At 54.5% G+C, this 13,483-nt stretch carries 12 protein-coding genes and 1 tRNA gene; all 13 read right to left on the bottom strand.

Annotated features, from left to right (window positions below; genetic code table 11):
* Positions 1 to 42: 42 nt before the first annotated feature.
* Complete coding sequence (tig, locus tag HNR64_RS10880; protein WP_204996493.1) at positions 43 to 1,371, bottom strand: trigger factor; 1,329 nt, start codon at positions 1,369 to 1,371, stop codon at positions 43 to 45.
* A gap of 74 nt (positions 1,372 to 1,445) precedes the next feature.
* A tRNA-Leu gene (locus HNR64_RS10875) sits at positions 1,446 to 1,530 on the bottom strand.
* Positions 1,531 to 1,678: 148 nt separating this feature from the next.
* The gene (fadA, locus tag HNR64_RS10870; RefSeq protein WP_204996492.1) at positions 1,679 to 2,854 is read right to left on the bottom strand and encodes an acetyl-CoA C-acyltransferase FadA; all 1,176 of its coding nucleotides are present in this window, start codon (positions 2,852 to 2,854) and stop codon (positions 1,679 to 1,681) included.
* Positions 2,855 to 2,872: 18 nt separating this feature from the next.
* Positions 2,873 to 5,020, bottom strand: coding sequence for a fatty acid oxidation complex subunit alpha FadB (fadB, locus tag HNR64_RS10865; RefSeq protein WP_204996491.1), 2,148 nt, complete (start codon positions 5,018 to 5,020; stop codon positions 2,873 to 2,875).
* A 150-nt stretch (positions 5,021 to 5,170) separates the two neighbouring features.
* Complete coding sequence (locus HNR64_RS10860; protein ID WP_204996490.1) at positions 5,171 to 6,232, bottom strand: beta-N-acetylglucosaminidase domain-containing protein; 1,062 nt, start codon at positions 6,230 to 6,232, stop codon at positions 5,171 to 5,173.
* Complete coding sequence (gene gcvT, locus HNR64_RS10855) at positions 6,232 to 7,347, bottom strand: glycine cleavage system aminomethyltransferase GcvT (protein ID WP_204996489.1); 1,116 nt, start codon at positions 7,345 to 7,347, stop codon at positions 6,232 to 6,234. The genes HNR64_RS10860 and gcvT overlap by 1 nt, the downstream gene beginning before the upstream one ends.
* A 34-nt stretch (positions 7,348 to 7,381) precedes the next feature.
* Positions 7,382 to 8,155 carry a TatD family hydrolase gene (locus HNR64_RS10850; protein ID WP_204996488.1) on the bottom strand — a complete coding sequence of 258 codons (774 nt, stop codon included), beginning with the start codon at positions 8,153 to 8,155 and terminating at the stop codon, positions 7,382 to 7,384.
* A 42-nt stretch (positions 8,156 to 8,197) separates the two neighbouring features.
* Positions 8,198 to 8,551: a PilZ domain-containing protein gene (locus HNR64_RS10845; protein WP_027873795.1), complete on the bottom strand. Its 354-nt coding sequence runs from the start codon at positions 8,549 to 8,551 to the stop codon at positions 8,198 to 8,200.
* Between the two features lie 64 nt (positions 8,552 to 8,615).
* Positions 8,616 to 9,611, bottom strand: a complete 996-nt coding sequence (locus HNR64_RS10840; protein ID WP_204996487.1) for a DNA polymerase III subunit delta' — start codon at positions 9,609 to 9,611, stop codon at positions 8,616 to 8,618.
* A complete protein-coding gene (gene tmk, locus HNR64_RS10835; RefSeq protein WP_204996486.1) occupies positions 9,608 to 10,246 on the bottom strand; it encodes a dTMP kinase in 639 nt (212 codons plus the stop codon). The genes HNR64_RS10840 and tmk overlap by 4 nt, the downstream gene beginning before the upstream one ends.
* Positions 10,246 to 11,307 (bottom strand): endolytic transglycosylase MltG, encoded by a 1,062-nt coding sequence (gene mltG, locus HNR64_RS10830; protein WP_204996485.1) that lies wholly within the window; start codon positions 11,305 to 11,307, stop codon positions 10,246 to 10,248. Before mltG ends, tmk begins: the two co-directional genes overlap by 1 nt.
* A complete protein-coding gene (pabC, locus tag HNR64_RS10825; RefSeq protein WP_204996484.1) occupies positions 11,300 to 12,118 on the bottom strand; it encodes an aminodeoxychorismate lyase in 819 nt (272 codons plus the stop codon). The genes mltG and pabC overlap by 8 nt, the downstream gene beginning before the upstream one ends.
* 14 nt (positions 12,119 to 12,132) lie before the next feature.
* Positions 12,133 to 13,377, bottom strand: coding sequence for a beta-ketoacyl-ACP synthase II (gene fabF, locus HNR64_RS10820; protein WP_204996483.1), 1,245 nt, complete (start codon positions 13,375 to 13,377; stop codon positions 12,133 to 12,135).
* Between the last annotated feature and the right edge of the window lie 106 nt (positions 13,378 to 13,483).

Below are 13,483 nucleotides of genomic sequence, written 5' to 3'. Positions count from 1 at the left end.
AAGTTCAGCCGCTTGACGAAGAGCACTAGTGAACTAGTGTGATCAATCTTCTTCGTCTTCCTGAGCTGGCGGAGACATAACTTCTTCGTAGCTTAAAGTTTCTTCGCTAACCTTCGCTTTTTCAAGAAGTTTTTCAACTACTTCCTCTTCAATAACCATGCCCTCAATCTGCTGCAATTGCTGCGGCTGGCTCATGTAGTAGTTGATAACTTCTTCTTTATCTTCATAGCTTGCTGCCATTTCCTCTAAAGTGGCACGCACTTTATCGGCATCAGCTTTAATCTCTTCCGCAGCAATCAGTTCGTTCAATACCAGGCCCAGCTTAACGCGGCGCTCTGCATTCTCGCGGAACAGGTCGTCTGGCAGGATATCCGCGGGGTTCAACTTTTCCGCCAATGCACCAAATTGCTGCATTTGCTGGTTGCGCAAGGCATCAATTTCCTGAGCGACCAGTGCCTTGGGCACTTGCAACTCAGCGTGCACGTCAAGAACACCGTCCATCACTTGAGTTTTAATGCGGGTCTTTGTCGCATTTTTCAACTCGCGTTCCATATTCTTTTTAACTTCAGCACGAAAAGCGTCTTCGCCGCCCTCTTCCACACCGAACATTTTAAAGAACTCATCATTCAGTTCGGGCAGCGCTTGCTCTTTCACCGCGTTCACGGTGATCGCAAATTCTACCGCGGCACCTTTTAGCTCTTCACTGTGATAATCCTCAGGGAAGCTCAGCGCTACCACTTTCTCTTCGCCAGCCTTCATGCCGACAATACCGTCTTCGAAACCTGGAATCATACGACCTGAACCCAATTCCAGATCGGTCCCTTCGCCTTTTCCACCCTCGAATTCTTCACCGTCCTTTGTGCCAACAAAGTCGATATTCACTTGGTCGCCCGTCGCTGCCTCACGCTCTACCGCTTCCCAGCTAGCGCGCTGCTTACGAAGGTTTTCGATCATTTTATCCAAGTCGGCGTCGGTGATTTCAGATACCGGCTTCTTGACCTCGATGCTGCTGTAATCCAGCAACTCAATCTCGGGGAACACCTCAAATGTGGCAACGAATTCGATATCTTTGCCTTCATCCATGCTTTTGGGCTCAATTTCAGGGCGACCTGCAGGCTTGAGACCCTGCTCCTGAATTGCCTCGTAAAATGAGTCATTCATTACCTGACCCAACACTTCCATACGCACAGATTGACCGAAGCGCTGACGAACCACCTTCATCGGCACCTTACCGGGGCGGAAACCGTTCAGCTTGACGGTTTTCGCAGCTTCTTGCAGGCGGCTGTCTACGGCACTGTCAACACGAGCGGCAGGTACACCTACGATTAAGCGACGCTCAAGACCTGACGTCGTTTCAACTGAGACTTGCATGGAAGTTCCTCAAAAGCGATCAATCACACGACCTGGCTCTTTCAATGCCAGCCCGCTTAAAGAATTCTATGAAATGGTGCGGATGGAGAGACTCGAACTCTCACGCCTTGCGGCACCAGAACCTAAATCTGGCGTGTATACCAATTTCACCACATCCGCACACTTGTAAATCGTTGAAAACTAACGACTTAACGTGACTTCGTTTGACTGCTGCCAAACGAGGGTCGGAATTGTGCCACAGGGTCTGCCCGCAATCAAGCAAAGCCCTGCGACAAGGCCCCACAAAGGGGCCGGAGGGGCTGAACGCTTATACGCGCTCAATAATCGTGCTGATACCCTGGCCCATGCCGATACACATGGTAGCAAGACCCACACTGGTATCTTTTTGCTCCATAACGTTAAGCAGCGTGCCGATGATACGGGTACCGGAACAGCCGAAGGGGTGACCCAACGCGATTGCGCCACCATTCAGGTTCACTTTCTCGTCCATCTTGTCCAGCAGACCCAGGTCCTTCAATACTGGCAGAGCTTGCGCGGCAAAGGCCTCGTTCAGCTCAACAGTATCGATATCATCCATCGTCAAACCAACACGCTTCAGTGCTTTTTGGGTTGATGGCACAGGACCGTAGCCCATGATTGAGGGATCAACCCCTGCCACTGCCATGCTGCGCACTTTCGCGCGCGGCGTGAGACCGAGGTCCATCGCCCGCTGACCAGACATAACGATCATTGCTGATGCGCCGTCGGCAATCTGCGAGCTGGTACCCGCAGTTACAGTACCATTTATAGGATCAAAAGCAGGCCGCAACTGAGCCAGGCTTTCCAGCGTGGTTTCAGGGCGAACGGTCGTATCGGCTTTCACCAGGATCTTGCGACCTTCTTCGTCGTGACCTTCGATGGCAACGATTTCGTTGTCGAATAAACCCTGCTCCTGCGCGGCAGCGGCACGCAGGTGGGAGCGCAGACCAAATTCGTCCTGCTGCTCACGGCTAATGCCGTGCAACATACCCAGCGCTTCGGCGGTCATACCCATCATGCCCGCGGCGCGCGCCACGTACTTGCTCGCCTGAGGGTTGGGGTCAACACCGTGGTTCATCGCCAAGTGACCCATGTGCTCAACACCACCCACCAGGAAGGTATCGCCGAGGCCTGCAGTAATTGACGCCGCTGCAGTATGCAGGGCTGACATCGAGGAACCACACAAGCGGCTAACCGTCTGACCAGCCACTTCGTGGGGCAGCTTAGTCATCACCGACATCATACGGGCAATATTCCAGCCCTGCTCGTTAGTTTGGTTTACACAGCCCCAGATCACGTCTTCGAAGGAAGCGGGATCAACACCGGGATTGCGCGCCAGCAACGCGTCTACCAGCGCCGCCGACATATTTTCTGCGCGCACATTGCGAAATACGCCGTTCTTAGAGCGGCCCATCGCAGTACGGGCGCAATCTACAATGACTACATCATTTGCTTTGAAGTTCATGTTTCAGTCTCCGCCCGATTATTTAAAGAAAGATTCGCCTTTGGCCGCCATCTCACGCAGGCTGTCAGTAACCTGGTAAAGCTTGCCAAGATCAGCGTAGCGATCAGCCATTTCTACAAATGCCTTCACGCCCATTTGGTCGATGTAGCGCAGTGCGCCACCGCGGAATACCGGGAAACCGATACCCATCACCAAGCCCATATCGGCATCGGCAGGGTCGCGAACAATCCCCTCGTCCAAACAGCGAACCGTTTCAACACACATTGGGATCATCATGCGAGCGAGAATGTCCTCATCGCTGATTTCCACTTTGCTTTGCTGCGCTTGTGCCGCCATAGACAGAGCCGTTTCGTCCTCGGCCTTCTTGGGCTTACCGCGCTTGTCTTCCTCGTATTTGTAGAAACCCAGGCCATTTTTCTGGCCGTAGCGGTTTGCTTCAAACATCATTTGAGAGATGCCTTTGAAGTCGTGGCGCATGCGATCCGGGAAGCCTTCTGCCATTACCTCTGCAGCGTGGAAGCCGGTATCGATACCCACCACGTCCATCAGGTAAGCCGGGCCCATTGGCATACCGAAGCTTTCCATTACTTTGTCTACGTGGCGGAAATCCGCACCGTCGCGAACCAGCATGTCGAAGCCAGCGAAGTATGGGAACAGCACGCGGTTTACAAAGAAGCCTGGGCAGTCGTTAACGACGATAGGCGTTTTACCCATTTGCAGGGCATATTTAACGGTGCGCGCAACGGTGGCGTCGCTGGTTTTTTCGCCGCGAATAACCTCTACCAAAGGCATAGCATGCACAGGGTTAAAGAAGTGCATACCACAGAAATTCTCAGGTCTTTCAAGAGCTTCGGCAAGATAGCTAATAGAGATTGTAGAAGTATTAGAGGCCAAAACCGCATCTTCACGGATGTGCTTTTCGGTCTCAGCAAGTACAGCATGCTTCACTTTGGGGTTCTCAACAACCGCTTCGACAATCACGTCGGCAGCGTCAAACCCATCGTAATTCAAGGTGGGACGAATGCTGCTCAGTACTGAGGCCATTTTATCCGGGGTCATACGACCGCGAGCAACGCGCTTGGAAAGCAGCTTGCCAGCTTCTTTCAAACCCAGCTCAAGACCGGCTTCAGCGATATCTTTCATCAAAATGGGCGTGCCTTTGTAGGCAGATTGGTAAGCGATACCGCCACCCATGATACCGGCGCCCAAAACTGCGCCTTGTTTTACGTCGCCACCGGCTTTCGCTGCGGCTTTGGCTGCTTTACTAACGCTCTGCTCGTTCAGGAACAAGCCGACCAATGCGTTAGACTGCGGGGTGCGTACCAGCTTGATGAAATGGTCAATTTCAACTTCGATAGCTTCATCGCGGCTCAACGTCGCGTTGCGCTCCATCGATTTTACGGCAGTCACAGGCGCGGGCATGTTCTTACCTGCTTGCTGTGCAACCATGGCTTTACCAGTAGTAAAGGCCATCATGCGCTCAATATCGTTCAGCTTGACGGGCGATTTTTTCTCTTCGCGGCGCGCTTGGTAATCAAACTCACCGGCAATGGTTTTCTTCAGCAAATCAACGGCGGCATCTTTCAATAACTCAGGTGCAACCACCGCATCTACGCCGCCATCTTTCAAGGCAGCATCAGGCTTTTGCTGGTTACCAGTAGCCACCCACAGGTTCGCGTTGTCGCAACCAATAACACGTGGCAGGCGTACGGTGCCGCCAAAACCTGGGTTGATACCCAGTTTCACTTCGGGCAGACCAACCACAGCGCTGCTAGACATCACGCGGAAGTCACAGGCCAAACACATCTCATAACCACCGCCCAGTGCAACGCCATTAATGGCAGCGACAGTGGGTACCGGCAGGTCTTCAAAAGCGTTGAACACATCATTAGCTTGCGAGCACCATTGACGCAGCTCGTCATCTGGCAACTTGAACAGCTCGGTGAATTCGGTGATGTCAGCGCCGACGATAAATACCGCCTTACCACTGGTAACCACAACACCTTTCAATCCGGATTCGGCAGCCAAAGCTTTGGTCGCCTCGCCCAACTCTTCGAGAGTGATGCGGTTAAATTTGTTGACGGAGTCGCCCTGGAGGTCGAAGCAGAGCTCCGCGATGCCATCTTCCAGAAAGCTTGCGCTTAACGCCTTGCCTTGATAAATCATTGTTTTCCCTCTATTCGAGTTCTCTAGTCGAGATGTTGGCGGCGGCATTTGCCTGAAGCAACATGTTTACCATGTAAACATTCGGGTGCTAAAACTACCGGAAAGCGTAATTTATGGCAAGCCGCCACGTAAAATCCCCGCTCACCCGACCTACTCGGTCAGGCAATCCGGGTCAAACCTGTACTCCTCTCGCAGCCAAGCAGCCAACTCCCCTGCAGCGGGATGCGCTATGCGGTCACACCTGGATGCAATTGCCGCTTTTAATGCCGCCGGCATACCATCCAAACCCTCATTCTGGAACATTGGCGCATACTCCGCCAATAATTGCGCCAAGTCTTCGGGCAAACTCCCCAGCGCGGCCTTGAAAATGCTGTCTTGCGCGATAATTTCGCCTGCATATACCGAAGCGAGCCCCATCAGCGGTAGTAACGATAGGTGAAACTGATTCATCGGGTTCACAAAATGCCCGCTCGCCAGCGTTTTTAGTGACGACGGGCGCCCGGAAAATGGCAGGATATTGAGAAAGCGGCTGCTCTTTTTGCCATCATTGACTGGGTAGTTATCCCACAACAATGGCCTTCGGCCAAGGATCGACGCGGCTCGATGCATGTCGTCAGCGTCGTAGGCAGTAGTGATAACCCGCGGTCCCGTCCACAGGATATCGACATCCTCAGACAAGCCCTCATTGAGGGTCGCAAAATAATCCTTCGGGCAATCGCCAAACAGGCTTTCCAGTATCGGGTCTTCGCTGTAATAGCTCGGGCAAATCGCCAGCGGGGTATCGGGCAACACCTGCCGAACTGCATCCACCACTCGTAATTGGCTCACTGCTAATTCAGGCACCCCCGCAGGCAGGTCATCAAACAAAATCCATAGCTGGGACGGCCACAGCGCTTTAATTTGTTGCAGCTTTCGCCTCAGGTCAGCGCCATCCGCTTCCGTGAAGTGAGCTTGCAGACCGGCGGGAGACAGACCAACACCCCAGCCAATACCGGCTTCGCGCGCGGATTCTGAGAGGCTGCGCAATCGCGCAAAGTGCCCAGCGTCGAAGTCTTCTCGCCAACGACTACGCAGACTGCTGTCGCCTTTCGGGGCGTAGATATACGCCGAATACCCCCAATCAGAGAGCATCTTCGGCAGAGATTGACGCTGGGGCCAACTCCACTGGCGGCCGTAAAAACCCTCTATGACACCCAGCTGAAACGGAAGCATTAGCCGCGATAGTAACGCTGGGGAACAAAACTGCCGCTGCGAACGGCCACGGGAATTTTCTTGCCTCTCAGCTCGGCAAACAGCGTTTGCTGCTCCATCGCCGAACACGCGATGTAGGCCATCGCCAGCGGTCCACCCGTCGACGGGCCAAAGCCCCCACTGCAGACCTCACCGACACGTTCGCCGTCAGCATTGACAATGGCGCTGTGCTCACGAACCGGCGCCCGCCCTTCCACATCTAACAGCACCCGCTTCTCAGCAACGCCATCTTGAAGTTGCTGAGCAATCACGCTTGCGCCGATGTACCCGCCCTCTCTCTCGCCGCCTGGACGCCGGCATTTTTGAATTGCCCACAACAAGCCCGCTTCAATTGGGCTGCGAGATTGGTCCATATCGTGCCCGTACAAGCACAGCCCGGCCTCGAGACGCAGCGAGTCGCGAGCCCCCAGACCTATAGCCTCCACTTCAGGTTCAGCTAAAAGCGCTTTTGCTAATTTTTCGGCATCGGCACTGGCCACGGAAATTTCATAGCCATCCTCGCCAGTGTAACCGGAGCAGCTCAGCCAGCAATCAATGCCCGCCACGCTGATAAAACCCGTATCCATAAAGCGCATGGCAGCCGTTGTCGGCGCCAACTTACTTAGCACGGCGCGAGCTTTTGGCCCCTGCAATGCCAGTAGTGCGCGATCATTTTGCAGCTCAACCTGTATTGATGAAGGCAGGTGCTCACGCAGCCAGGCGGCATCGTCGTTTTTACATGCGGCATTGACCACTAGTAGAAAATCATCGCCGCGATTGGCAAACATCAGATCGTCACGAATGCCGCCTTGCTCATTTAGCATTAAGCCGTAGCGTTGACGCCCCTCTGCCAGACCGAGCACATCTTGAGGCAGTATTTTCTCCAGTTCCCGAGCTATATTTTCACCTTGAAGGCGAATTTGCCCCATGTGCGATACATCGAACAACCCTGCCGCTTCCCTGGTATGAAGGTGCTCTTTCTTTACACCCAGAGGATATTGCACAGGCATTTCATAACCGGCGAAGGGCACCATTTTTGCGCCAAGGTCGATATGAAGCTGGTAGAGCGCGGTGCGCTGGAGATTGGAATCACTCAAAATTTGTCCCCACGGTAAGATGCGGTGAAGTAGCTCACACTAAATTGAAAAGTCGGTCGAAATTCCTGCTGCTCTGCTCAGCAACCTGCTCAAAACTCAGCCCTTTTAGTTCGGCAACACACTCGGCGACCTCGCGAACGTATTTGGGCTCATTTTTCTTGCCGCGATAAGGCACCGGCGCAAGATAGGGAGAATCGGTTTCCACCAGCAAGCGCTCCATCGGTACTTTTTTTACCACGTCGCGCAGCTCGGCGGCATTCTTGAAGGTGATAATGCCCGAAAAGGAAATGTAGTAGCCCATCTCCATGGCTGCGCTGGCCATTTCCCACGATTCGGTGAAGCAGTGCAGCACACCAGCAACCTTTGGGTCGCCGTGCTGCTGTATCAACGACAGGGTATCTTCACGGGCGTCACGCGTGTGCACGATGACGGGCTTTCCCGTTTTTACTGACGCCTTCAAGTGATTGGCGAAGCTGCCTTGCTGCAGCACTTTCTTCTCAGCGCTGTAGTAATAGTCGAGCCCGGTTTCGCCGATCGCAATCACTTTCTCCTGGTCTGAGAGTTCAACCAGGGCATCGACTTCACAAATATCTTCACTGATATCCAAGGGGTGAATCCCCACAGATGCATAGATATTGTCGAACTGCTGTGCGATCTCTACGACTTTGGGGGCATTATTTAAGTCGATGCCAATACACAACATTCTATCTACCCCACGCTCCTGCGCGGCGCGAACGGCAGCAGCAAGCTCGCCGTCGTATGGACTGAGGTCAATGCGATCCAGGTGACAGTGGCTGTCTACCAACATAGTAAAAGGGTTTCCAAATTTGCTATCGAGGAGGGGCTTCAATTACATGGTATGGGTCGGTTTTTCCGACTCCAGTATTCCGGCTAACTGCTGCTCTATTTTTTGGTTGGCGGTTTTGTCTTCACCAATGAACTGAACACCAATACCCGCCGCGCGATTACTTTGCGCACCACGCGGGGTAATCCACACCACTTTTCCGGCAACGGGAATTTTTTCCACTTCGTCCATCAGCGTCAGCAGCATGAAGACTTCATCGCCAACCTTGTAGGACTTGGTCGTTGGCACAAATAGACCACCATCGCGAATAAACGGCATGTATGCCGCATACAACACTGCTTTATCACGGATTGTCAGGGACAAAATACCGTTGCGCGCGCCCTGCTGTGCTCCACTCATGAACCCTTCCCCATTTGTGCCCACCGCCTGCATCGGGTGTTCGGCGAGTTATGTTTCTACTATATCAATAAGCCCGCGACGGCGCACGGCCATAAAAGGCATCAAACCAGTCCAGTAGCAGCTTCTCCAATACCAGGCGTTTATTGAGCGCCGCACCGCGAAGCAAGGTCGCCCGCAATCCCAAGGCTTGCTCGTATTGCAGATAAACCGACGGCAAGGCCATAGACGTGTAAGCCTGCCAACGCGCGTTCAACGGCTGACCGGCCGACAAGTGTTTGATCAGTGCCGCCAAGCGATTCAGCCACCACTCAAGCACCTCTGGAACTTCCCGGTCTTGCCAGCTATCGGCCAGTTGCAGCACGGTCTTTTTGCCCTCGACCACCTCAGCCAGCGCGGCGTCCTGTGCTCGCCATTGGCTCAGGCCATCGCTCTCATAAAGCTGTTGAGCGGCCAGAGGACGCCCGCCAGACTCCCGCAACAGGGCCTCGGCATCCTCAGTCTGCCCTAACTGATTCTGCAACCATTTCAGGGCACTGTTGTGTTCGGGCAGGGGGAAGGTAAGCTGCACGCAGCGCGAGCGAATAGTCGCCAACAACTGACTCGGCGAGTGACTCAGCAAAACCAGTACGGTGTCGCCCGCCGGCTCCTCCAGGGTTTTCAGTAAGGCATTTGCGGTGTAGGGGTTCATCGCCTCAGCGGGGTGAATCAATACCAGCTTACGGCCACCCTCTCGGTAAGCACTTTGCGAAGTAAATTGCTGAAGAGCGCGGACCTGATCAACGCCAATCTGGCGCTTGCCCTCTTCCGGGCAAAGCTCGCGGATATCCGGGTGACTACCGCTTTGGTAAAGCTGGCACGAATGGCATTCACCACAAGCCAAAAAATTTTTAGGGTGCTCACACAACAGGCTGCAAAGCAGCGCCCGACCAAACTGCAGCTTGCCGATACCCGAGGGTCCACCCAGTAACAGCGCATGGGGAAACCGCTGCCCTTCATGTAAGCCTGCCAGCTGCTGCCATTGTGGCATTTGCCAGGGATAACTCAGCGGCATACTACTCATGCCCCAGCCCCCTGCAATACCTCTTGCAGCACCTGGTGAATATCCTGCTGCACTGCTTCCAGCGCTTGCGAGGCATCAATCACCCGGTATCGCTCCGGCTCAGCGTGCGCCTGATCCAAATAGCCCTGGCGCACGCGCTGAAAGAAATCTGCCTGCTCGCGCTCGAAGCGATCGAGCTCCCCGCGACGACTCGCGCGCCCCATACCGACATCAATAGGGGCATCGAGCAACAGCGTAAGATCCGGTTGCAACTCAGCCTGCACCAATTGGCGCAACTGCTGAATAACTGCCACAGATAGGCCTCTCCCAGCTCCCTGGTATGCCATGGTGGCATCCGTAAAGCGATCACAAATCACCCAGGTGCCGGCGTTTAACGCAGGGATTATTTTCTGTTGTAAATGCTGCGCTCTCGCCGCGAACACCAGCAATAACTCCGTCAGCTCTGCCATCGGCTCATCGCGAGGCTCGAGCAACAATTCGCGAATACTCTCCGCTAAAGCGGTACCGCCCGGCTCGCGGGTTTGGATATAGGGGATGCCCGCCGCCGCCAGCGTATCGACGATAAACGCCATATTGCTGGACTTTCCGACGCCCTCCCCACCTTCCAGGGTAATAAATCGCGCAGTCGTCGGCATTAGCGTTTCTCCGTAGCCACAGGGCTGGATCGATAATCACTGCGTCGACGCAGCTGGTAGCGTTTCACCGCAGCCTCATGCTCGGCCAAGGTGGCCGAAAACTGATGGCTGCCATCACCCTTCGCCACAAAGAACAAGCTATCACCTGCCACTGGGTGAAGGGCTGCGTGAATGGCTTCTCGCCCAGCCAATGCTATCGGCGTTGGCGGCAAGCCGTTGATTCTGTATGTGTTGTAAGGGTTACTGGCGTCACGCAAATCTCGCCCACGGATGTTGCCGCGGTAGGCCTCCCCCATTCCATAAATGACAGTTGGGTCTGTCTGCAAACGCATACCACGCTGAAGGCGTCGAACAAATACGCCGGCGATCTCGCCGCGCTCATGGGGCACGCCGGTCTCTTTCTCGATGATCGACGCCATAATCAGCGCTTCATAGGCGGTTTTATATGGCAAGCCGTCCGCTCGCGCCGCCCACTCTTCATTTAACACTCGCTGTAATCGCTGGTAGGCGCGGCGCAGCAACATCTCGGCTGAATCACCGCGATGAAAGTCATAGGTATCAGGGAAAAACAAACCTTCCGGGTTTTCTGCCAGCGGCTGTTCAATACCAAGACTGGACCAAAACTGCTCATCTGTCGGGGGGTTCATACCCTCAGCATCAATCAATGCGTGGGACGACAATTGCTGTATTACCTGGCCAAGCGTAGAGCCCTCGACAAAGGTCAATTGGTGGCTCAGCACCTCGCCATCGCGGAGCATTTGCAGCCATTCTCCCACGGTGATGCCGGGCTCTAGGCGATATTCCCCCGCGCGAATTTCTGCCTGTGATGGAAATAAGCGGCCGTAGATCTTCAGTACATCGGGTTGTGTGAGCCACCCCTGTGAGGCGGCCTGATTAATGGCAGCAGAAAAGCCGGTTCCCCGGTTCAGTACAAACGTTTGGGCAGTCTCGCCCAGATTCAGAGCCCGGTCAAAGTAGCGATCGACATATGCCAGCAAGAGCAGGCAGAGGATTACAACGGGAAAAATAAGCGCTATCGCAGCGCGAAATAATTTACGCATGAAATTGAGATTCAAAATGTGCCTGCGCGGCTCGGCTCATCGGACCGATAGATTTCTGTAGACAGCCGATAGACAGCGCCGGCCACAGCCCAAAAACACTGTTGCATACAAAGATTTCGTCAGCACGTTGGAGCATTGACGGGCCCATATTTACTTGAAGAGTCGGTATTCCCTGCGCTTTCGCCCAGTGCAGTATTTTCTCCCGCATGATACCTGCAACACCACTCTCGTTCAGCGACGGTGTATACAGTTTTCCGGAACTTACGGCAAACAGGTTACTTCGCGTTCCTTCTATTACGCGGCCACTGGTATCCAGCATCAAGCCTTCATCGCAAGTACTGCCTTGCAACTCCTCGGCGGCCATTACCTGCTCCAACCGGTTGCAATGTTTAATGCCGGCAAACTGGGCATTCATTGCCATGCGCGTTTGACACAACATAAGCCGGGCGCCGTGGTGCCACAACTCGCCACCAGGTTCTGGCCAAAGGGATAATAAGCGCTCTGCAGTGCGCGATTGAGGCTGGTAGCCGCGCCCGCCACTGCGGCGAAAACACAGAATCTTAAGGACTCGCCTACCTTTTACCGGCGCGCAGATTGCGCGAACGTCCTCGCACAAGGCTACGCTATCGATGTCTAACCGCAAGCGCGTCGCACCGGATAACAGTCTCGCCAGGTGCTCGTCCAGCCATAACGGCTTACCCTCATTCACCAATAGGGTTTCGTACAGCCCGTCGCCATAGGCCATACCTCGATTCGCCGCTAAAGATCGATCACAGGGCTTGCCGTTAAAAATGGCCTGTTTATCTACCATCCGAGAGCGCCAACTCAGCCTTGATAGCGACTGAAAAGCAAGCTGCCGTTAGTGCCACCAAAACCGAACGAATTCGACATGGCGTGCTCAATCCGGCGCTGCTGGGCAGCGTTGGGAACGTAATTCAGGGTACAGCCCTCATCCGGCGTCTGTAGATTTATGGTCGGCGGCGCCACCTGATCGCGAATGGCGAGCACCGAGAATATCGCCTCAACAGCGCCAGCCGCGCCCAGTAGATGCCCAACCATTGATTTGGTGGAGCTTACCGCCACCGCATCAGCCGCCGGCCCCATTAAACGCTCTATCGCCCGGCTTTCTGCAACATCGCCCGCCACCGTGGAGGTGCCGTGGGCATTGATATAATCCAGTACCGCGGCATCTTTTTGGGCATCGTTCAATGCCGCTTGCATTGCCGCAAGGGCACCGCGGCCGTCTTCTGGTGGAGAGGTCATATGAAAGGCGTCGCAGCTCATACCAAAACCGCTCAACTCAGCGTAAATTGTCGCGCCGCGCTGCCTTGCAGATTCAAGTTCTTCCAGTACTAGCATGCCTGCGCCATCGCCCAATACGAAGCCATCGCGCTCTTTGTCCCAGGGGCGGCTTGCGCCCTGGGGGTCATCGTTGCGCGTCGACATTGCCCGCGCCGCGGCAAAGCCGCCCAAGCCAACCTGCGTGGTTGCCATCTCGGCACCACCAACGAGCATCGCATCGGCATCGCCGTAGGCGATCATGCGCGCCGCCATACCAATATTGTGGGTACCCGTGGTGCACGCAGTGGTGATCGCGATGCTTGGCCCCTGAAGGTTGTGGCGGATCGCCATCAGGCCCGCCACCATATTGATGATCGCGCCTGGTACTGTGAACGGCGACAGCTTTCTCGGGCCACTCTTCTCGATAGTCATCCGGCTTTTTTCAATCAAGCCGATACCGCCAATACCAGAACCAATTGCGGTTCCTACGCGATGCGCATTGCTGTCTTGTATCGCCAGCCCAGAATCACTCAGGGCCTGCTCTGCTGCCGCAATGCCATAGTGGATAAACGGATCAAAGCGCTTGGCTTCTTTCGCCGACATATACTCGTCGACAGAAAAATCCTTTATCGAGGCCCCAATGCGCGTTGCATACGCCGAGGTGTCAAAGCTATTTATTTCGGCAACGCCGCTGCGCCCTTCGAGAATCTGCTGCCAGCTTTCTGCAACGGAATTACCGAGTGGGCTCACCATCCCCAATCCAGTTACCACCACTCTGCGCTTTGACATGAATACCTCCAGCTACCTATTTTCTATGCTCGCTAACCCTACAGAAACTGGCTATCTGATACCGAGCTACCGCCTTTACCGGCAGAATACTATCGCAATCTGCGCG

This window comes from Spongiibacter marinus (assembly GCF_016906995.1).
Lineage (GTDB): Bacteria > Pseudomonadota > Gammaproteobacteria > Pseudomonadales > Spongiibacteraceae > Spongiibacter > Spongiibacter marinus.
The sequence above is the reverse complement of the archived record's forward strand: the minus strand, read 5'-3'. Positions and strand labels throughout refer to the sequence as shown.

Bases quoted from the DNA above. Each gene is read 5' to 3' on its own strand.
- HNR64_RS10845 (WP_027873795.1), bottom strand. From the start codon at position 8,551: ATGAGTGGAGCACAGCAGGGCGCGCGCAACGGTATTTTGTCCCTGACA.
- fadA (WP_204996492.1), bottom strand. From the start codon at position 2,854: ATGAACTTCAAAGCAAATGATGTAGTCATTGTAGATTGCGCCCGTACT.
- mltG (WP_204996485.1), bottom strand. From the start codon at position 11,307: ATGCGTAAATTATTTCGCGCTGCGATAGCGCTTATTTTTCCCGTTGTA.
- fabF (WP_204996483.1), bottom strand. From the start codon at position 13,377: ATGTCAAAGCGCAGAGTGGTGGTAACTGGATTGGGGATGGTGAGCCCA.
- fadB (WP_204996491.1), bottom strand. From the start codon at position 5,020: ATGATTTATCAAGGCAAGGCGTTAAGCGCAAGCTTTCTGGAAGATGGC.
- pabC (WP_204996484.1), bottom strand. From the start codon at position 12,118: ATGGTAGATAAACAGGCCATTTTTAACGGCAAGCCCTGTGATCGATCT.
- HNR64_RS10840 (WP_204996487.1), bottom strand. From the start codon at position 9,611: ATGAGTAGTATGCCGCTGAGTTATCCCTGGCAAATGCCACAATGGCAG.
- HNR64_RS10850 (WP_204996488.1), bottom strand. From the start codon at position 8,155: ATGTTGGTAGACAGCCACTGTCACCTGGATCGCATTGACCTCAGTCCA.
- tmk (WP_204996486.1), bottom strand. From the start codon at position 10,246: ATGCCGACGACTGCGCGATTTATTACCCTGGAAGGTGGGGAGGGCGTC.
- HNR64_RS10860 (WP_204996490.1), bottom strand. From the start codon at position 6,232: ATGCTTCCGTTTCAGCTGGGTGTCATAGAGGGTTTTTACGGCCGCCAG.
- tig (WP_204996493.1), bottom strand. From the start codon at position 1,371: ATGCAAGTCTCAGTTGAAACGACGTCAGGTCTTGAGCGTCGCTTAATC.